The sequence below is a fragment of the Sphingobacterium faecium genome, assembly GCF_003054045.1.
Classification (GTDB): Bacteria; Bacteroidota; Bacteroidia; order Sphingobacteriales; family Sphingobacteriaceae; genus Sphingobacterium; species Sphingobacterium faecium.
In genome coordinates, this window is sequence record NZ_QBKH01000002.1 from 842,690 (window position 1) to 863,140 (window position 20,451).

Genomic DNA, 20,451 nt, shown 5'->3' on the forward strand with positions numbered 1-20,451 from the left:
TAATAAATCTTTATTTATTATTAAGCTTATGATAATCGAAATTTTTTTTGAATGCTTCTAGATAAGCAGTTCCAAATTTCAAGTCTGGTTCCATATGATTACCTTCAGCCCATTCATTCCAAGCATTTATAAAAAAAATACGTTCATCTCCGTCAAAATTCTCATCCGTAAAATTAGTAATGTATTTTACCCATTCTCCAAATTTTTCAGGAGTTGATTCATGGAAAATAGTTGCATTTTTTTGACGTCTAGCGGAATTATCCCATGCAGGGGTTACACATCGAAATTGTTTATAATGCATGGGTGGTTTTGCTAAAGTATCATCTACTAATTGAGAATAACTAAAGACCTTATTTAAAAAATATCCGCTTTTTTTAATACCAGTTTTATGTAAGGTTTTTTTTAAAATATATTTAAATGGAGTATTCTTTTTCAGTATTTTATCCTTAGCTAAGGAAAAATCAGGTGAGAACTCCATACCTGCATCGAAACCATGATCTTTTGGATTTAGGTTTTTGATGAAATTTTCCATTCTAATTAGATATAAGCCGTTAAATCCTTGATTTATAGCTTCTTTTTGCCAAAGTGATATAGCATTTTTAATTTGAGGATGTAGTTCGCTTCTATATATAATCAATATAGGCTTATTATCGATTTTAATATATCGTTCATCCCTAAAGAATTTCATTAAATAATGTATATGCTCTAGATCGTCCTTATGGTTATAATGTTGTTCCATTAAAACTAAGTGCTCAGAACCGTCCCATCTTCTACTCCAATTTTCATTTGCCCAACATAAACAAAATGGCATGTCAATTTTTTTAGAAGCTAACATCATTTCTAAAGGCTGTTCCATCAATAGTTTCCCATTAAACCAATAATGATAGTAACAAAATCCATGAATGCTATATTCTTTTGCTAGCTCAGTTTGAGCAATCATGGTCTCCTCTAAGCGAAGATCGTAAAACCCAAGATCACTTGGTAGCTGCGGCTGATAATGGCCTTTGAACTTAGGTTGAGATTTTGTTACGTTGGTCCATTCAGTAAACCCCTTGCCCCACCATTTATCATTTTCAGTAAATGGATGAAATTGAGGTAAATAGATAGCAATTGGTTTAATATCTTTTTTCATTAGATTCTATGTAATTAATACTCTTTTTTAACTTATATAATTGTTGAAGAAAATTTTTCTTTAGCTCTTATCTCAATTTCCTTTATTTTTATACTAAGAGCATCTGTGGAAAAAGGTATTAAGCTATTTTCAGAATTATTTTGTAATTTTTGCCATAACATTTTGTTTGTATAAAGTTGAAGAATCTTCTCTGCAAAATCTATTTCAGATTCTGCTAATAAAACATTCTCATTGTCAATAAGATTCATTCCTTCTGCGCCTATTTTACTTGTTACTACAGGCAGATGATATTCAAAGGCTTGTCCAATTTTTCCTTTAACGCCGGCACCATATCTAAGTGGAGCAATCATCAGTTTGTTAGTTAAGAAGAAAGAGGTTATATCCTTTACATGGCCGTGGAAGATTATTTTAGGATGTGATCTATTTATTTTAAGATTAACATCCCCAATAATATTAAGTTCAATTTCAGGATGCGACTCCCAAATAATGGGCATAATATCGTCTGCCATAAACTGTACTGCATCAACGTTTGGTTGATGCATAGATCCAATGAATAATATATTTAGCCTTTGTTCGAAGCTAGTTGTGTTTTCTAATTTGATTTTAGAATAATGAACATTAGAAATAACAATTATTTTTTCTTTTTCACAAAAATTTTCCATGTATGTAGCCTCATCTTGAGAAATAGCTATAACAATATCAGCTTTTATGGATGCCGTTGTCTCGTATTTTAGATCTTTGAAGTAATTCTTTTTTAGTTTTCGATTTGTTGGATCACTTTCAAGTGCACGTTTTATTCTAAGATGATGTATATCTACCATATCATATACTAGTAATGTATTCTTAAAGTATCTATTAGCATATTTGTGGTGTTTTATAAAAACTTTTGCTGTATAAAACCAACAAATAGATTTATCGTTTTTGATTTTTTTATAAAACGAACTTAAATCATCTGCATGTAAATACCTATAAAAGGTATTTACACCCAATCTTTGAAAATAATATAAATAATTATTGTCTATTTTATTTTTTTTGGCGATTAAGGTTATATGGTAACCTAAATTTTTAAATGTTGTGATAATTTCGGTTAATCTTAAATCACCTGAGTTATTATCATATTCTGGTATTCGATGGTAGAAAAAAACAATGCTTTTATCATCGTAAATTTCAATTTTTCTATTGTTAATATTTGTGGCCTTAATATTAATAATCTCTTTAGCCCATTTCTTTTTAAAAAGATCTAAGTTTTTTTTGAAAATTATTTTTTTATTTATTTTTTCATTTTTCTTTTTAGAATTGTATGAAATTCCATTGAAATGAATAATTTGAGAAAAGGGTGTATAATAGATGTTCTTTTTTTGTATATATTTAAGTGTGAAACATAGATCTGTTTCCTCAAAGTAAGCCGGTGAAAACTGCTCATCAAATAAATTTAATTGATTATCATCTGTATATTTTCTAAATAATAAGCTGCATCCTGAACAATAATCCACTTTGTATATATAATTGACTTCAGGATAATAATGTTCATCTGACCTTATAGGACTTATGTTGCAATCTTTCATCAACATACAGCCTGCTTCTTGAAGACTTCCATCAGCATTTAGTAATTTAGAACCTACAGCACCCACATTGGCAAATGTTTTAAAGACTTTATATAATTCATCCAAAAATCCTTTTTTAACAACTGTATCGTTGTTAAGAAGATATATGAAGCTTCCTTTTGCGAAATTTATTGCTTTATTAACACTTTTTAAAAAACCTAAGTTTTCTTCATTATTTATTATTTGAATATTTTCAATTAATTCAAAATCGAAATCTTCTTTACTGTTATCATTAACTAAAATAATCTCAAAACTAATTTCTGGGATATGTTCAGCAATTGATTTTAGACATGCCCAAGTATATGATTCCTGATTATAGAAAGGGATTATTATTGAAACTACCGGTTTTTCTACATTTGGAAAATGTAATTTATTACGATTTATTTTTAATGGTAAGTCGGTTTTAATCCTTAATTTCCGGTGTAATTTTTTGATTAAGAGTATGTTTTTAAATAAATGTTTAAAGGTTCTTCGTATTCCCATTTATAATATTATTTATTTTTTAAAAACGATTAGTGAGTTTGCATTTATACCTTATTTAAAGTACTTAATTTGCAGGTTGATATATTCATAGAAAAATTACTCCGCTAAATTAACATATTGTTTCAATGTAAATTCTTTACTTTCCTTTATAAGATTTTAAATTAAAAACAGTTTCCACCCACCTATCCAACGTATATTTTTCAAATATATCAGTGGGAAGTCTTTTATAAGGGCTTTCAAAAAATGAAGCAGTTAGATTACTTAGATTTTTATCAAGATATAAAATATTCTGTGGATCATAAAAATCATACTCTATGATACTTGGATTATCTGTAATAATCTTTTTTTCCAGTGCTATAGCCTCAAATACTCTAAAGCTTAATCCTTCTTGACCCTCTCGAATCAGGTCTAAGGTGACGTTACTTTTTTCATATTCCTTCAAAACTTCGTCAATGCCAATGGGTTTTTTGAGTAAATGAACATATTTAAAGTTTAGATTGCGTGTTATGAAGCGATTTAATTTCTCTTTCCACACTTGTTTACCAACGATAACAATCTTATACTTGATATGTAGTTGAGCTAGTTTTGACACAATTTTTCGAAGTGTCTTGATTCTTTTTTTATCAAAAGAAGTGATATAAAAAAGATCTTGCTGATTTTTCTGAGATGATTTAGGCTTATCGGAAAGATAATTATAATTTGTTATTTTTTCAAAACCGTGTTCCAAAACGTCTTTATCCTCAAAAGAATAAACCTGATCAAATAAGTCTAATTTATTTTCTACTGGATAACGACCAAGATTATCATATAAATAGGTGATAAGATGCTTGGTATAAGACTTTATTTTTGATATAGTCTTGTAATCTAAAGTATGAGGATTTAAAACAAGTATTTGATCTTGGAGTCCAATTTTACTCAAGTATTCAAGTACATATTGTTGGCGCTTAACATGTTTAATATTTCTATTCAAAAAAATCTTACTTGCCGCGTTGTATATTTTTTCTCCAAAATTTTTGTAACGATAAGTACCCATATTGATATGAGTGGCTTCAACACCTTTTTCTTGCAAATTTTTTGCAATATGACAATCGTAATTCCAATAGTCAAAGCTTATAATGGAGATTTTCATATTTGTTTTTTTCGCTTCAAAGATAGGTAAGTATGGTGCACACTTAAACTTTGCAAGTATGAAATTTCCCATCCTTCTTTCCCGTCTAATATACCCAATTTAATAATGTATGCTTTGAAAAATTTAAAGCTTGTTTTAGCGATATGAGTCACTAAATTATACTTCTTGTGAGATAACTGTAATTCTTGTCCTTTGAGTATGCCATAATGAATCATTTTATTTTTGTATGACTGATAATCAGAAAAAGAATAATGTAAAATCTTATGTTTTAAAATTCCAATAGTACCATTCACATCTAAAGTTTCATGTACTTTTTTTAATTCACGATATTTTGCTTTAGATTTTCTAAATAGCCTAAAGTTTTTGTCATTCTGTGTACCAGAAAATCTTATTTTTTTGTTGCAAAAGAAAAAGGTTCTATAAACATAATATGCATCATGGGCGGTAGAATCATTGATGATATTTTGAATTTCCTTTTGAAGTGGTACGGTTAATCTTTCATCAGCATCTAAAAAGAGTATCCAATCATTAGTGGCATAAGAAATAGCTAAATTCCTTTGCTTTGTAAAATCTTCAAACTTGTGTTGGTAAACACGAACTTTTGGATTTTTCTTGGCAAGAGTAACCGTTTGATCATCACTGAATGAATCTACTATAATGATTTCATTCGCAAAGTCAAGGCATTTTATGACATCTAAGATGTTTTTCTCCTCATTATATGTAATCACTAATGCACTTAATTTCTGATTCACTTTAACTGATTTCAAATTATAAAATATGATAAATTTACTTTCAAACCCTTAGTATAAATATTAATTAACTTATGAATATCAAAAGTATTGCCACAATATGTTGGAGATGCACCGATTTTAAAAATAGGGTAATCATTTTATTCATAGATTATTAACTCATATTTATCTTGAGTCTGTTGTACAACCTCTTTTATATAACGAGAATTGTCTTGTTTATGTTACAATAATAATGTTAATTAATGTAAATATTACTCTTGACTGGATGTTTTTATTCTGTCATCTACATTATATATTCATATAAAATCATTAAAAAATGAGATACTTAGGTTTTTAGGCAAGGAAAAATATTAATAACCAAAATTTTAAAATGAATAATAACCGAACTAAACAAAATTGTAGGACAGCGCTCTAATAAGAACTTTAGAAATATACAAGAATATCTATGAGAGATTACTGGAAGAGGAGATTTATTTATCGCCTCTAAACAAAAGTTTGTTTGTCAGAAAAGTTAATGTGATCAATTCGATGACTCACCATGCATTTCAAGATAAAGATTCATCCATTGATTTGCTAAGGTATCATCATTGAATTGTTGAGCATATTCCAATCCTTTTTTACTCATTTCTTTTTGTAGAACAGACGAATTTAAGATCGTATCAATAGCATCACTCAGTTGATCAATATCCTGAGGGTTGACATAATAAGAGGATGGGCCTCCAGCTTCTGGGAATACACCTGAATCTGTTGTAATCACGGGAGTTCCACTATACAATGCTTCGATAATTGGAATCCCAAAACCTTCAAATATGGAAGGGTAAACAAATATTTTTGCAATACTATAGAGTACTGATAATTCCTGCATAGATAAACCATGTAAAAAGATGACACGATTTTGCATGCCGTTGAGGGCTACAAATTCATGTATTTCTTTTGTATATGCCGTAGGTTTACCGACAATTACTAAAGGTATATCTTTATCTACAATTGCTTTAACAATGGATAGTGCATTTTTTCGAGATTCAATCGTTCCCACATTCAAGATAAAATCTCTTGGCAGGCCAAGCTTACTTATTAAGTTATTTTTTTCTTCGTCTGTTTTAATGGACTTAAATGATTCATGACAACCTTGATAGATGACCTTAACCTTGTTTTCAGAAATGTGAAAAAATTCACAGATATCTCGCTTGGTCTGTTCGCTGATTGCAACGATTTGATCTGCATGGTCACATGCATATTTGAACTTTTTGTAATAAACCGTACGGTCTATCTTTTTATACAACTCGGGATAACGGATGAAAATTAAGTCATGTATGGTCACCACGGATTTAATTGAAGTTTCTTGTAATCCAACAGGAATTTCTCCAGATAAACCATGAAATATATCAATCTTGTCCCTTTTAAGATCTTCAACAATACGATTCCCTCGCCAATAACTTTTGAAAGTTCTGTTAAGAAAACCAGAAGCTTGTCTTACCATCTGATTTGGAACAAGTTTATCATATTCTTGTTTTCCAAGCTGTGGGGTATATAATAAATAGGTCTCTTGAGGAAAATATGTACGTAAAATGCGAATCAAATCACGACTATAGTTTCCTAAGCCCGTTTGATTATTAAAAAAACGTTTTGCATCAAATCCTACTTTAAACATTTCACTAAATTGTTTATTATGATATAACCTTTGACTCCCTTTATCTAGATAATTTGATTGATACTAGTAATAACCATTTCGGATGAGACCAAGTCGATCGCTTCAGTTCCATCACATGAGCAGGATTTATTTCCATAAACAGAATTGGGCCTATTTGGATGTTCAACTTGTATGCAATCTGATAGCGTTTGCCCATATCCTAGAAATCCAGCAAAAGGATGAGTTGCCCCCCATATTGATAAGCAACGTACGCCCATTAAAGAGGCCATATGCATTCCGGACGAATCCATGCTGATCATTAAATCTAAATTAGAGATAATGGATAATTCTTCCTTGAGTTTGAAGCGACCGATCGTACTATGCACATTGGGATATAATACCTGCCATTTTTCTGCTTGTGTCTGCTCAGTTTTACCTCCTCCAAATACATACACATCCACATTATTGTGCGATAAGTAACGAATTACCTCTTGCATTTTTGCTAAAGGGAAAACTTTATAGGGGTGTTGTGCAAATGGAGCGATCCCAATTTTTTTACTCTGATCGTTAGCAAACAGAGCATGTGCTAGATTGGGTAATGGCAATTGATTTGGTATTAATTTATTTTGAAGTACAAATTGAAAACCCAATTGCCGAAATACATCCGCATAGCGTTCAACAGTGGGCTTCAAAGGTTTCAGAATCTTGTTCGGAAAGCGAGTCAATTCCTTTTTCTCTTTACGCCCTTTATCCAATTGCTTTACCTGTAAGCCAGAGAACTTTAAAAGCGTGGACAAAATTCTGGACCTTAAATTAAAATGTAGATCTGCAACAGCATCAGCATCTTCCAATGCTAATTCTTTCTTCAGGGCTATAATCCCTTTTAATCCCTTATGTTTTTCCTTGGGATAAAAACTATGAAATTTGATATTGGGTATTCCTTCAAAAAAGGCTTGAAAAAGCGGACGACTGACCATAATGATGGAGACTGTTGGATATTGCTTTGCAAATTCTTTCAACACAGAAGCAACCATGGCAACATCTCCCATGGCAGAAAAGCGTGTAACAATTATTTTTGAAGGTAAAGCCATTATTTAGCTGCCTGATATAATATCGGATTTAAACTCGGGTCATTATACATTTTCATCTGTTTGTAGACCTTCATATATTTTTTTCCTGCTTGAATATCCGAAAGCAATTCATCAATACTTTGTGACAAATCAATGCGTTGTTCCAATAATACATTCAGTTTAATTTGACATGCATCGATATGACTTTGTTCAACATCTTGACGTAATGTTTCTTGCTCCATATGGTAGATTTTCAATGCAAGTATCGACAAGCGGTCTATGGCCCAAGCTGGACTTTCCGTGTTGATTTTAGCATCTTCGTTTGGAGTAATATGTTGAAACTTTAAGAGATAATAACTATCTATATATTCTACTGTATCTGTGCGGTGTTGATTCGACTCATCAATTCTTCTTTTCCAGTATAAACCCTCTTTAGGATCTATTTCTGGATTTCTGACTACATCTTCCATATGCCATTGCACCGTATCAATCCAACATTTCATGAAGAGTAAATGTTCTAATGACGACGATTCAAACGGATTCTGAATGATTTGATCAATTTCGTTTTCAACGTGATAATCTGCGATTGCACGTTGAAAAATAGTGTTAGCTAATGCACTTATCATACTACAAACTTAGATAAATTTGTTTTATTTACAATCTTAATTGCGTCATATATAAAAACAAATTTATTCATTAGAATCTCTGTTCATAACTACTGATGATTGTTTTGCTCTCCCCTGTCATCTAGAATTATAGTGTCAAGGATATCATGATAAATGAAAGAGCGAACTTATTTTAAGAAATTCAGTAGTAAACTTGGATAAATACCGAGTATCACAACTATAATACTAATGGAAACAGCTATAGAGATTAGAAATATATTGAATTTTGGTAAGTCTACAACTGTTTGATTTTCTCTTAAAAATGCTTGTAATGGAATTTTAAAATAATAGAATAATGATATCACCGATGTTAGTGCACCTACTATAAGTAAGACGAGTAAGGACACTTCATTTACAACTTGGTATTGTTCGAAAACCTTGGAGAATACCAGAAGTTTTCCGATAAAACCAGCAGTTGGAGGTAATCCGATCAAAGAAATCAAGAGTATTGAAAAACATACAAATAGGAGCGGGTGTTTTTTACCCAAACCGGCATAGGATTCAATTTTGGTGCTGCCAATGCCCTGTTCCAATTGATCAATGAATAAGAAAACGGCGATATTCATCAAAGCATAAATCGTTAAATAGAATAATAGGACATCGATATCATGCTGGACATAGACGAGGGCTACCATTAACAATATACCGGTATGACCAATAGAAGAATAGGCCATCATTCTTTTCATATCTTTTTGTTTTAAGGCGGCTAAATTTCCGATCAGCATCGTGGCAATAGCAATGATGATGGTGATCGTGGTTAGAAACTCAGAATAATAGAATGGACTATCTGTCCAGCTTGCCAATAAACGTGATAAAAGAACTAGGGCGCCGATTTTAGGAACAGTTGATAAATAAGCAGTGATCGGAGTCGGAGCGCCTTGATATACATCGGGGCTCCATACATGAAAAGGAGCAAAACTCAACTTAAAGCCAATGCCAGTAAGCAAAAATAGAAATGCCATGCTGCACATGATTTTAGGAGCTTCAATAAGTCCTTGTATATGTTGCGAAGAGTCGAAATTTAAGTTTCCCGTGAAACCGTATATCAGGGATAATCCATATAACATCACTGCAGCACAGATGGAACCGAAAAGGACATATTTCATTGCTGCTTCAGCCTCAAACTTCGTTTTGGAAAAGTATCCTACCATGACGTAAGAACTAATTGATACGGTTTCTATAGCGATAAAGATCAACAACCAATTGCTGCTTAGAGTCAATAGATGCAATCCTAAGGTCGCTGTGATCAAGACTGCATATAGATCTCCAATTGGACGAATTTGGTTTGAAAAACGCTGTTGTATGAAAAACGTTATGCATAATGTTGATATCGATATGATGATTCGAGATAGAATCGATAATTGATCAATTTTGATCATTTCAAAAAATCCAGATTGACCAATGAATAACTGATGCTGACCCAAGAGGAAATATAGACTAATGAGTAAGCCGGTTATCGTAATGATAAAGGAACTGAATTTCCATATTTTGTCTACAAACAAACTGCAAATGATACTGCATACAAAAGCAATCATTAAAGTAAGCTCCGGCTTGAAAAGGGGAATACTTGAAATGATATGATCTAAGATTGACGAAATGGATGAAGCAAATGCTGACATGTTCTTAGTTATACTGTTGAATAAATGCAACCAAATTGATAACCGAGGCGTTCATTTGATCAAATACAATAAATGGGCATATCCCCAAAATCAATGCGAGTGCTAATGTGGGAAATAGGATGAGTTGCTCTCGTCCTGTTAAGTCTACCAGAGCCGTATTCCAAGAGTCACCACCTTTCAGCCTTGTTTGTCCAAAAAACATACGTTGCAGGGTCCATAATAGATAAGCAGCACTCATCAGTATACCAACAGAACCCGCTATAGCCATCCATCTTGGAAGACCAGTACCTAGACTAGCAGAATTAAATGTACCAATAATAACAAATGCTTCTGCTATAAATGCCGAAAATCCAGGTAGACCTAATGAAGCAAAAAATGCGATCGCAACATAAGCGGTATACTTAGGCATAATAGTAGCCAATCCTCTAAAATGTGGAATGTATCGATCATGCACACGGTCATAAATCACACCGACTAAAAAGAATAAAGCAGCAGATAGAAAACCATGGCTGATCATTTGGAACATCGCTCCAGAAATACCCTCTGCAGTAAAAGATGCCAAGCCCAGTAATACAAAACCCATATGCGACACGGAAGAATAAGCGATCAATCGCTTTAAATCTTTTTGCGCTAAAGCATTAAAAGCTCCATATAAAATAGAAATGACACCGATGAGACCAAGCCACCAGTTACTTTGAGCAGCAGCATCAGGGAAAATGCTGAAGCAAACGCGTATGATACCGTATCCACCAATTTTTAATAAAATACCTGCTAATATGATCGATACCGGTGTTGGAGCTTCCACATGGGCATCAGGCAACCAAGTATGTAGCGGGACAATGGGGACTTTGATGGCAAAAGCAAAGAAAAGTACGATAAAACCAATTAAGCGGGCAGATATACCAAATATTTCTTGATAACCGTCAAGTGCGAATATAGAACCAGCGACGTAGTTATCTGGATTCATCATATGAATCATACTAAATGTATGAGCACCTGTTAGTGGATTAATGACAGAAAAATAAAGACCAACAATAACCAAAAGCATAAATACAGAACCAAATAAGGTATAGATGAAGAATTTCATCGCAGCATATTCTCGTCGTTCTCCACCCCATATACCAATTAAGAAATACAGAGGCAGTAGCATCACTTCATAGAAGAGGTAAAATAAGAAGAAATCCAAAGCACAAAAGATCCCGATCACCGCCATATTCAATAACATCAATAAGGCAAAGTACCCCTTCAGGCTTTTCTTCATATTCCAAGAGGCACCAATAGCCATTAACATGACAAATGTACTTAATACCAATAAGGGCATTGATATACCATCGACACCCAATAAGTAATCAATTTCTAATTTTCCAATAGTGCCCAAATCCAATCGGATCCAGGGTAGCTGTTCGACCAATTGATACCCTGCTAATGTATTGATACCAGTGGAAGTAGGGTTAAAGGAGAAATAAGCCATTCCTGCCAGAACAAGCTGTACAGCAGTTATAGCAAGGGCAATGTATTTATAAACATCTTTGAATCGACTAGGAAGCGCCAATATGATCGCTGTGGCTAGAAGAGGTAAAAAGATTAATAAGGATAGTGTAGGCATTTTCTAACGTAATAAAAGATAAACTAAACCAACTATAACAAGTAAAAACACAGAATATAAATAGGTCTGTAGTTTTCCATTCTGCGTTGACCGTGCAAAATTTCCTAAGAGAAGTGCGATTTTCCCAAAAGTATTAACAAGGCCATCAACGATATTTTTATCCAACCAATGACTCAAAAGAGCTATTTGCTGAATAAAATTTATAAATATATGGATGAAACCATCAACAATATGGCGATCTATCCAATAAGATAACTTACTTAAATTCAATACACTGTTGACAATAATTTTCTCATTAAAAATATTGAGATATCCCTGATTTAAAGATATTCGATTAGCAAGACTGTTTGCATGCAATGGATATTGTCCTTGAGCATACCATCTCCAAGCCAATACCCATACCGATAATGCACCAACAGTCAATATCATTGGGATAACGAGATGTGCTGTATGATTGGTTTCATAGGGATACTGTACAAGTAATCCATCCATAACCCATGCATCGTGGTAGGAAATAGGGTTGAATGAAAAGAGTGGGAACACACAGCAAATTCCTAAGAAATACATGGGCCAAAGCATCAATTTTGGAGATTCGTTCAAATCAACAGATGAGCCCAATAAACTTTTAATACGTAACTCCGAAAAGAAGGCTTTAAAGAGGAGACGTCCAATATAAAATGCTGTCATGATACTGACGATAATCAAAGTGATCGGTACGATCTGAAACATGGGACCTTTTGCTGATGCCCATTCGAAAGCAGAAATAATAATACTGTCTTTGGATAAATAACCTGAAGTAAGTGGGAATCCTGCGAGTGCTAATGAAGCAATGGTCATTAAAATAAATGTTTGAGGCATATAATGACGTAGTCCTCCCATATTACGTAGATCTTGCGGATCAAAATCTTGTTTACTATGTGCTTTTAGATGTGCCATCTCATGGATGACAGCTCCTGCACATAAAAACAATAAACACTTGAAGAAAGCATGAGTCAATAAGTGAAACATGGCCGCATCCCAAGTGCCGATACCAATACCCACCATCATATAGCCCAATTGTGAAATTGTAGAAAAGGCTAATATTTTTTTGATGTCATATTGTGCCAAAGCAAAGTATGCTGCAATAGTAGCGGTTGTCGTACCAATGATAGCTATGATCAAAAGTACAGTATCATTAAACAAAGGAAATAAGGTACTCATTAAAAATACTCCAGCAGCAACCATAGTAGCTGCGTGTATTAATGAAGAAACAGAGGTGGGGCCCTCCATGGCATCGGGCAACCAAACATGAAGAGGGAACTGCGCTGATTTTGCCATAGCCCCTAAGAAAAATGAAATTCCAGTTACCGTTAACCAGATCGCATCCATACTATTGTGTGGTGATATCCATAACCCATTTTCTACACTTGTGTTCGCAATCAAACCATCATTTCCAAATAATGTGACGAGATTTAAAGTGCCAAATTGTGAGTAGACAATGGCTATACCAATTAAGAATCCCAAATCCCCGATTCTGTTGACTAAAAAAGCTTTTTTATTGGCTTGTACGGCGGCATCTTTCGTATACCAGAATCCAATCAATAAATAGGATGCAAAGCCAACAAGTTCCCAAAATACGTACATGAGCAGTAAGTTGTTCATGATGACAAGTCCAAGCATTGCGAAACAGAATAAACTGAGATACATCCAATAACGGTGTATACCTGCATCGCCGTGCATGTAGGATTTCGAATAAATATGAACAGGAACTGCTATGGTGGAAACCAGAAGCAGCATCAGCGAACTGAGGTTATTCAGCAATATACCAACCGTAAATGTCGTGTTGCCTATTTTAAACCAGGTGATTTCAGAGGATAAGGGCATGGCATTCCATACATCAAGAAATGTCAGTAAGCTCAAGACAAAACTGAATATAATCGCTAACGTCCCAACGAGACCTGATTGGTCTTTTTTACCAACAATAGCTTGATATAAAAAAGCCAATAAAGGGATGACCACAGTTAAAAATGCAGTACAAATAGGCGATATGTTTAATAAAAAGTCCAATGCTAATCTTTTAATTCCCGAATTTGATCCGGATTAACGGTTTTGTAATAGCGGTATACGTTGAGAATAATAGCTAACCCAACCGCAACCGCAGCTGCAGCCAATACAATTGCAAATAAGGCAAAGATCTGCCCACCATAATTGATTTTATCATACTTACCAAAAGCAACAAAATTGAGAATGGCAGCATTGATCATCAACTCAATGCCCACTAAAATCATAATAGCATTCTTTTTTGCTAATACAGCATACAGGCCGATACAAAAGATAAAAGCTGAAACAACTAAAAAGTGTGTTAAGGTGATCATTTTTGTAAATCCTTTCGTGATAAATGTGATGCACCTATTAAAGCCATCATCAAAAAGATGGATATCACTTCAAAAGGCAGTACATATTGAGTCATAAATTTAATACCCAATTGATGGATATTATTATCTGTGCTTTTGATAACGGTATTATTTTGGATAGCTGTCGTCATCCATGCCGGAGTGGACTGTTGCCATTCTATGATGCCGTAAATCATAATTCCTAAAAAAAACAAGATCAAAGGAAGTACTTTCCAGGTAGGCAGGGAAAACAAAGATCCGGTAGTCTGTTGTAAATCGTTGAGCAATTCTTTATTAGAAAGCATAAAGGCGAATAGCAATAAGATGAGTACGCCTCCAACATATACCATGATTTGTGTAATAGCGACAAAATCGGCTAAGGCAAATAAGTAAAGACCTGCCATAGCGAATAATACTACAAAAAATAAAAATAGGGCTCTTGCTATATTTTTTAAACTCACCACCAATAAAGCTGAACCGATAGCTAGAGTTGCAAAAGCATAAAATAAAAAAAGGTCTACATTCATTATTTTGATTTTGCCGCCTCCTTTTCAGCTTGAAATTTAGTCCATTCCGATTTTCTTTGTGCTACCTGATCATCTGTCATATCCGAAAATCCATAAATTAAATCCGTCAGCTTTGTCGAACTGCGATCATATTGATTGGTCATAACAATACATTCTGTTGGACATACCACGGTACACAATCCACAGTACATGCATTTAGCCATGTCAATATCAAACTTAGCCGGATATAATCGTTTGATACTACCATCAGAAGTTTTCCCTATCGCTTCCGGCGATTTGATTGCTTCAATTGCAATACAGTCGACCGGACATGCTTTAGCACATAAATCACAGACGATACAATCGTCAATTTCAACTTCAAGTTGATAGCGAGCAACTTCAGGAATCGGCATTTTGACTTTGGGATATTGAACTGTCGCAATACCATCCTGCTTGTCAAAATAATTATCTTTTGTAATATCCAGTTCTTGACGCGCCTTACGAGCACCAAATAGATGCTTTACTGTCAGAGATAATCCTTTGAAAGCAGTCGTTAATGCATGAAAAGCCGTTTTGAATATCATATCAATTTAACCAAATTAAACAATTACTAAAATTCTCCAGATTGCAGAGATTGCCATACATAGAAATGCTAGTGGTGTTAATACTTTCCAGCATAAATTCATCAATTGGTCCGCACGTAAACGCGGTAATGTCCAGCGGATCCACATCTGCACACCAACTAAAAAAAGCGATTTTGAAAATGTCCAAAATATTCCCCAAGCAAAGCCTGTTGTCCAATTGGCAAGCTTCAATGCGCCCATATTAGGTAAAGGAGTGTTCCAAGCCCCTAAGAAGATGACCACCCCTAACATAGATACCAAAAACATCATCGCATATTCAGCTAAGAATAAGAATGCAAATTGTATCCCTCCATATTCGGTGTGAAAACCACCTACTAATTCTGATTCTGCTTCGGGTATATCAAATGGAGCACGATTACATTCTGCCAATGTAGCGATAAAAAAGATGATGTATGTGACGATCATATGTGGAGCCTGAAAGATATTCCAAGCGAATATTCCACCAACGTTTTTAATTGACCAGACACCTAAAAATTTGATTTCTTCTGTTGCCAATACTCCTTGATTGGTTGCGATATCATTTAAGTTTAACGTTTGTGTCAGCATGACCGCAGCGATCAATGATAAGCCAACAGGGATTTCATAGGAGACCATTTGTGCAATGGCACGCATCGAACCCAGTAATGAGAATTTATTATTGGAACCCCAACCTGCCATTAAAATCCCGATAGCATCAATGGATACAATGGCCATAATAAGGAATAAACCCGTATGTGTATTGACGGGAATAAAATCTTGTGACCAAGGCATAACAGAAAACCCCGTGAAAACGGCCACGAAAATAATGATCGGGGCCAGACGGAATAAAATTTTATCGGCTAAGAGTGGAGTGATTAATTCCTTTTGTAGCAGTTTTAAGATATCAGCAATGGTTTGGAGAGAACCATATTTTCCAGTTTCCATAGGACCAAGTCTGTCTTGAACAAACCCAGCTATTTTACGTTCAGCATATACTGCAAACAACGTGAAGATCGCTATAAACGTGAATATAGCGACAGGAACAAGGATATGGATAAATAAATCTAACAAGTCTTATTTGTAATGATTATGAATAAGTGAAATTCTAGTAGGCAAATTTAAGTAAAAGGTATGAATTAAGAGCAGGAAAAACAAATTATATACTGGTTTAATAGACATTTGTTTTTAGAAACAAAAAAAGCATCTTAAAAGATGCTTTTTTATAGAAATATTTTAATGATTAACGTTGTGTAATTTCAACATAATTACGTTCTGTTTGTCCTGTGTAAACTTGTCTTGGACGACCGATCGGCTCTTTGTTTTCACGCATTTCTTTCCATTGTGCGATCCATCCTGGGAGACGACCTAATGCAAATAATACGGTAAACATTTCCGAATTAAATCCTAATGCGCGATAAATAATTCCTGAATAGAAATCGACGTTTGGATATAATTTTCTGTCAATAAAGTATTGATCGTTTAATGCAGCTTCTTCCAATTTTTTCGCGATATCTAAAACAGGATCATTCACACCTAATTTTTCTAGAATATCATCACATGCTTTTTTAATAATTTTAGCACGAGGATCGAAATTTTTGTAAACGCGGTGACCAAATCCCATTAAACGGAAAGGATCATTTTTATCTTTTGCTTTTGCTAAATATTTTTCTGCATCGCCACCATCATTTTTGATTGCTTCCAGCATTTCGATGACCGCTTGATTAGCACCACCGTGTAATGGGCCCCAAAGCGCATTGATACCAGCAGAAACCGAAGCGTATAAATTTGCATTTGAAGAACCTACGATACGTACCGTAGAAGTCGAACAGTTTTGTTCGTGGTCAGCATGTAAAATCAACAATTTATGCATTGCATCAATGACAACAGGATCAAAAGTCTTATCTTGATTGACTTCTCCAAAGATCATATTTAAGAAATTGTCGATATAGCCTAAATTAGTTTTAGGATAGACAACGGGATGACCTAAAGATTTCTTCTGAATCCAAGAAACAATAGTCGGCATTTTTGCCAATAAATTGATGATTGTTTTATCTTCTTCTTCTGGTGTAGGGTTAGGATCTAAAGATTCTGGATAGAATGCCGATAAAGCACCAACAAGACATGATAATTGTCCCATTGGATGAGATTTTGATGGAAAACCTGCAAAGAAGTTTTTCATGTCTTCATGGATCATCATTTGTGATTTGATATCCGTGCGGAATTGTTCTAAAACTGCTTTTGTTGGAAGATCTCCATATATCAATAGATAAGCAACTTCTAAGAAAGTTGATTTTTCAGCTAATTGTTCGATAGGATATCCGCGGTATCTCAAAATACCGGTTTCACCGTCTAGGAAAGTAATTGCACTTTTCGCTGCTCCTGTGTTTTTAAAACCTGGATCTAAAGTAATATATCCAGATTGATCTCTCAATTTCGAGATGTCAACTGCTTTTTCGTTTTCTGTACCAGTAACAACTGGAAATTCGTATGACGAACCATTTAAAATAATAGATGCTGTTTCAGACATAAGCTTCTTATGTTATCATGTGTTTATGCAAATGTAATAAAATTGATAGCTAATATACTAGATTTTCGTAATAATAATGCCATAATCTGTACGTTTTTGACTTTAATTTTAATTAAAAATGGCAGTTATTACTCATAACTGCCATTTGTTTATCCAAAAGTTTTTGATTGATAAAGAGGTTAAAAATCTAATTTTTCAAGCATAATATATGCTAACCATAAGGCCTTAAAATAACGCATTTAAAAATTATTTTTAAACGCTGTAGAGAATATTTATTATTCCTTTACAATAAAATTTGAGTTCAAAAATCTTGAAACTTTAATCCACTTGAAAACCATATTTTTTATAGATATTTTTAGCCGATGATGACTGTAGATAAGTCATAAAATCAGTTGCGGCCTGCTTATTTTTTGATTTTTTTAATTTACCAGCCATGTATTTTGCTGTTATATTTTCATGATCTGGAATAGCAATACTTTCTACTGGATGATTTTTTATCTTTTGAAAGTAGGCTTCAGAGTACCATACTGGAGCCACGTCAGCTTGTCCCTCTAGTATTCTCAAAGGACTTTCCCGATGATGTATTTTAGTGAGGTAAGTTGATTTATCGGCTACTTTTTCTTCCATGACAGCATGAATGAGTTCTTCTCCGCCTGCTTTCCGATAAGCCGTTTTGATTTGTTCTCCAACCCCTTCCCATGCTGGATTTGGCATACTGATGCGAACATCTTTGCGTTTCAGATCTGTTAAAGACTTGATGTTTTTTGGATTTCCTTTAGGAACCATAAGGGTCAGTTTATTTGTCGCATATGTAATGGTGTGATCGAAGTAGTTTGGCATTTCTGTGATCCGTCTTTGACCAGCCGTATAGATATCAGCAGTGTGTGTGATCTTCAAATTACCAATTGTTAAGGATCCACCCTGTATTTGTTTAGCTAAAATTCCAGGAGGAAGTGTTTCTACAAAAATCCGTTCATACTGTGGGTATTCCTTTTTAAACGTTTTGATGAGATCGTCAATAACCATAAACTGATTTCCTGCAAAGAAAATAACCAATTGTGGATTTTCGATTTCACCGTATAGATCAGGAATATTATCAACTCCTGGAATCGTAAAATTTACTGCAGATTCAGGAGGTGTATTCCATGGTGGATGAAATGGATGATCTTGGGCATACGTAAATGCTATTCCTAGCAGAAAAGCAAGAAGTGTTTCAATGCATATTTTCATGTGTTGTCCTTAATTATGGTTTAACAATATTCCATCCTTGATGAGCTCTGATGATCAATTCACCGTTGCCACTCGGGACATAACCGATAAAGTCAAAAAGCTGTTCTTTCGTCAGGTTTCTTTCCTTTAGCGAATTGGTACATTGTGCTACAATAACGCCTCGGGCAATTAGTTTTTTGAATTGCTCCTCATATTTAGACGCGCTTTTTAGAAAAGCCTCAGTTCCTCCTGAGAAAGTAATGAGTTCTACGGTTAATTTACCTTTTAATCTCGGGTCATCTAAGGCATTATTGATATTTCGGATCGCTTTTTCGATCGTTTTAGGATCGTTACTATCCAATTGATAGATCGTATGATAAGCTTTCTTTTCGGCAATAGCTCCCTGAAATGAAGCATTTTTAGTCAATTCCTCTGGGGTCTGAGCGGATAATTTCCCTACACTTAGTAGCGAAATGATCATGATCATCATCGTTTTATTCATTCTTTAAAAATTAAAAGGTCCAAATTTATGTTGTATTGCACTAATTTTGTCGTTGTAGGGTGGGTAAGGAGAGTCCTTTGGTTTCTTAGCTAAATTGGGATAGTCTTTTTCTTTATTTGCTTTGATAGGTCTCGAAAAAGAATTGATATATGCTGCTACATCATATGCCTCCTCATCTGTTAAGATGGGATTGTCATGTGTAGTACCTAAAGGCATATTCCCCTTTATAAATTTCATTGCCGTCAACACACGTGCCATTCCCGCACCATCGTTATAGGAATCATCACCCCATAAGGGTGGATATTGATAACCCTTACTATCTGTATGTTTTTGACCTTCTCCATTTGCGCCATGACAACTCTGACATTGTTGTTGAAAGACGGCTGCACCAATTTTTTGATTGGCGGCCCGTTCTGGAATGATGACTTTCACAAATCCCTGACCAGCAATTCTTTTTCCAATAGGTGTGTTTTTACTGATATGTTTGATATAGGTAATGATGGATCTCATTTCAGTACTGTTGACATCAATAGCATGGCCATTCATACTGCGTTCAAAACAACCATTGATACGTTCTTCTAACGATTCTATTTTATCTTCTCTTCCGATGTAAATAGGGAAAACACCCGTTAGACCAACGTAAGGTGCAGCAAATGATTTTGTGCCACCATTAAGATGACAATTGGTACAAGCTAAATGATTACCGATTTTTGTTCCATTTTTCTCATAAAAATAATTGTAAGTCTCCCGAATCAACTTTTCCCCATAACTTGCCATCTTATCTTCGTTAGTTTGCTCATAGGGACTTCGTTTTAATTGATCCACATGTGTGATCATTTCTTCACTTTTATGCTCTTTGGGAGAAGACTTATCAGGCAGAGCATTTGTCATGTAAGCAAATAAAATGATAAAGCATACTAATATACTCGTGATCACCATAATGGTACTACTACTTCTCCTAATTTTTTTTATTTCCTCTTCCATTCATACTTGGGTTTAAAACAAAAGTAGCTGAATCGAAAGCAACACTATAATTCAAAATTATT

Annotated in this window: 18 protein-coding genes; all 18 read right to left on the bottom strand. The window is 34.1% G+C overall.

Going from position 1 to position 20,451, the window contains the following annotated elements:
• Positions 1 to 10: 10 nt before the first annotated feature.
• Positions 11 to 1,132, bottom strand: a complete 1,122-nt coding sequence (locus C8N37_RS07785) for a glycosyltransferase WbsX family protein (protein ID WP_108158354.1) — start codon at positions 1,130 to 1,132, stop codon at positions 11 to 13.
• Positions 1,133 to 1,164: 32 nt separating this feature from the next.
• Complete coding sequence (locus tag C8N37_RS07790; RefSeq protein ID WP_108158355.1) at positions 1,165 to 3,219, bottom strand: glycosyltransferase; 2,055 nt, start codon at positions 3,217 to 3,219, stop codon at positions 1,165 to 1,167.
• Between the two features lie 136 nt (positions 3,220 to 3,355).
• A complete protein-coding gene (locus tag C8N37_RS07795; protein WP_108158356.1) occupies positions 3,356 to 4,348 on the bottom strand; it encodes a glycosyltransferase family protein in 993 nt (330 codons plus the stop codon).
• A complete protein-coding gene (locus C8N37_RS07800) occupies positions 4,345 to 5,100 on the bottom strand; it encodes a glycosyltransferase family 2 protein (protein WP_211322213.1) in 756 nt (251 codons plus the stop codon). Before C8N37_RS07800 ends, C8N37_RS07795 begins: the two co-directional genes overlap by 4 nt.
• Before the next feature lie 517 nt (positions 5,101 to 5,617).
• Positions 5,618 to 6,748: a glycosyltransferase family 4 protein gene (locus C8N37_RS07805; RefSeq protein ID WP_108158358.1), complete on the bottom strand. Its 1,131-nt coding sequence runs from the start codon at positions 6,746 to 6,748 to the stop codon at positions 5,618 to 5,620.
• 44 nt (positions 6,749 to 6,792) lie between these two features.
• Positions 6,793 to 7,818 (bottom strand): glycosyltransferase family 9 protein, encoded by a 1,026-nt coding sequence (locus tag C8N37_RS07810; protein ID WP_244914362.1) that lies wholly within the window; start codon positions 7,816 to 7,818, stop codon positions 6,793 to 6,795.
• Entirely contained in the window at positions 7,818 to 8,423 is a 606-nt protein-coding gene (locus C8N37_RS07815) for a DUF4254 domain-containing protein (protein WP_108158360.1), read from the bottom strand. Before C8N37_RS07815 ends, C8N37_RS07810 begins: the two co-directional genes overlap by 1 nt.
• A 167-nt stretch (positions 8,424 to 8,590) precedes the next feature.
• Positions 8,591 to 10,081, bottom strand: a complete 1,491-nt coding sequence (locus tag C8N37_RS07820) for an NADH-quinone oxidoreductase subunit N (RefSeq protein WP_108158361.1) — start codon at positions 10,079 to 10,081, stop codon at positions 8,591 to 8,593.
• Positions 10,082 to 10,085: 4 nt separating this feature from the next.
• Entirely contained in the window at positions 10,086 to 11,687 is a 1,602-nt protein-coding gene (locus tag C8N37_RS07825) for a complex I subunit 4 family protein (protein WP_108158362.1), read from the bottom strand.
• Between the two features lie 3 nt (positions 11,688 to 11,690).
• Positions 11,691 to 13,733 carry an NADH-quinone oxidoreductase subunit 5 family protein gene (locus C8N37_RS07830; RefSeq protein WP_108158363.1) on the bottom strand — a complete coding sequence of 681 codons (2,043 nt, stop codon included), beginning with the start codon at positions 13,731 to 13,733 and terminating at the stop codon, positions 11,691 to 11,693.
• A 2-nt stretch (positions 13,734 to 13,735) separates the two neighbouring features.
• On the bottom strand, positions 13,736 to 14,041 hold the full coding sequence (gene nuoK, locus C8N37_RS07835; RefSeq protein ID WP_108158364.1) for an NADH-quinone oxidoreductase subunit NuoK: 306 nt from the start codon (positions 14,039 to 14,041) through the stop codon (positions 13,736 to 13,738).
• The gene (locus C8N37_RS07840; protein ID WP_108158365.1) at positions 14,038 to 14,586 is read right to left on the bottom strand and encodes an NADH-quinone oxidoreductase subunit J family protein; all 549 of its coding nucleotides are present in this window, start codon (positions 14,584 to 14,586) and stop codon (positions 14,038 to 14,040) included. The genes nuoK and C8N37_RS07840 overlap by 4 nt, the downstream gene beginning before the upstream one ends.
• Complete coding sequence (locus C8N37_RS07845) at positions 14,586 to 15,149, bottom strand: NuoI/complex I 23 kDa subunit family protein (RefSeq protein WP_108158366.1); 564 nt, start codon at positions 15,147 to 15,149, stop codon at positions 14,586 to 14,588. Before C8N37_RS07845 ends, C8N37_RS07840 begins: the two co-directional genes overlap by 1 nt.
• A 15-nt stretch (positions 15,150 to 15,164) precedes the next feature.
• Positions 15,165 to 16,238: a complex I subunit 1/NuoH family protein gene (locus C8N37_RS07850; protein WP_108158367.1), complete on the bottom strand. Its 1,074-nt coding sequence runs from the start codon at positions 16,236 to 16,238 to the stop codon at positions 15,165 to 15,167.
• A 169-nt stretch (positions 16,239 to 16,407) separates the two neighbouring features.
• On the bottom strand, positions 16,408 to 17,694 hold the full coding sequence (locus tag C8N37_RS07855; RefSeq protein ID WP_108158368.1) for a citrate synthase: 1,287 nt from the start codon (positions 17,692 to 17,694) through the stop codon (positions 16,408 to 16,410).
• 318 nt (positions 17,695 to 18,012) lie between these two features.
• Positions 18,013 to 18,924 carry a molybdate ABC transporter substrate-binding protein gene (locus C8N37_RS07860; protein WP_108158369.1) on the bottom strand — a complete coding sequence of 304 codons (912 nt, stop codon included), beginning with the start codon at positions 18,922 to 18,924 and terminating at the stop codon, positions 18,013 to 18,015.
• A gap of 13 nt (positions 18,925 to 18,937) precedes the next feature.
• On the bottom strand, positions 18,938 to 19,405 hold the full coding sequence (locus tag C8N37_RS07865; protein ID WP_108158370.1) for a DsrE family protein: 468 nt from the start codon (positions 19,403 to 19,405) through the stop codon (positions 18,938 to 18,940).
• A gap of 3 nt (positions 19,406 to 19,408) precedes the next feature.
• A complete protein-coding gene (locus C8N37_RS07870; protein ID WP_108158371.1) occupies positions 19,409 to 20,389 on the bottom strand; it encodes a c-type cytochrome in 981 nt (326 codons plus the stop codon).
• Positions 20,390 to 20,451: the final 62 nt, after the last annotated feature.

Coding starts and splice junctions, on each gene's coding strand:
- C8N37_RS07870 (WP_108158371.1), bottom strand. CDS start 20,389: ATGGAAGAGGAAATAAAAAAAATTAGGAGAAGTAGTAGTACCATTATG.
- C8N37_RS07840 (WP_108158365.1), bottom strand. CDS start 14,586: ATGAATGTAGACCTTTTTTTATTTTATGCTTTTGCAACTCTAGCTATC.
- C8N37_RS07845 (WP_108158366.1), bottom strand. CDS start 15,149: ATGATATTCAAAACGGCTTTTCATGCATTAACGACTGCTTTCAAAGGA.
- C8N37_RS07825 (WP_108158362.1), bottom strand. CDS start 11,687: ATGCCTACACTATCCTTATTAATCTTTTTACCTCTTCTAGCCACAGCG.
- C8N37_RS07815 (WP_108158360.1), bottom strand. CDS start 8,423: ATGATAAGTGCATTAGCTAACACTATTTTTCAACGTGCAATCGCAGAT.
- C8N37_RS07855 (WP_108158368.1), bottom strand. CDS start 17,694: ATGTCTGAAACAGCATCTATTATTTTAAATGGTTCGTCATACGAATTT.
- C8N37_RS07795 (WP_108158356.1), bottom strand. CDS start 4,348: ATGAAAATCTCCATTATAAGCTTTGACTATTGGAATTACGATTGTCAT.
- C8N37_RS07810 (WP_244914362.1), bottom strand. CDS start 7,818: ATGGCTTTACCTTCAAAAATAATTGTTACACGCTTTTCTGCCATGGGA.
- C8N37_RS07790 (WP_108158355.1), bottom strand. CDS start 3,219: ATGGGAATACGAAGAACCTTTAAACATTTATTTAAAAACATACTCTTA.
- C8N37_RS07820 (WP_108158361.1), bottom strand. CDS start 10,081: ATGTCAGCATTTGCTTCATCCATTTCGTCAATCTTAGATCATATCATT.
- C8N37_RS07785 (WP_108158354.1), bottom strand. CDS start 1,132: ATGAAAAAAGATATTAAACCAATTGCTATCTATTTACCTCAATTTCAT.
- nuoK (WP_108158364.1), bottom strand. CDS start 14,041: ATGATCACCTTAACACACTTTTTAGTTGTTTCAGCTTTTATCTTTTGT.
- C8N37_RS07805 (WP_108158358.1), bottom strand. CDS start 6,748: ATGTTTAAAGTAGGATTTGATGCAAAACGTTTTTTTAATAATCAAACG.
- C8N37_RS07860 (WP_108158369.1), bottom strand. CDS start 18,924: ATGAAAATATGCATTGAAACACTTCTTGCTTTTCTGCTAGGAATAGCA.
- C8N37_RS07865 (WP_108158370.1), bottom strand. CDS start 19,405: ATGAATAAAACGATGATGATCATGATCATTTCGCTACTAAGTGTAGGG.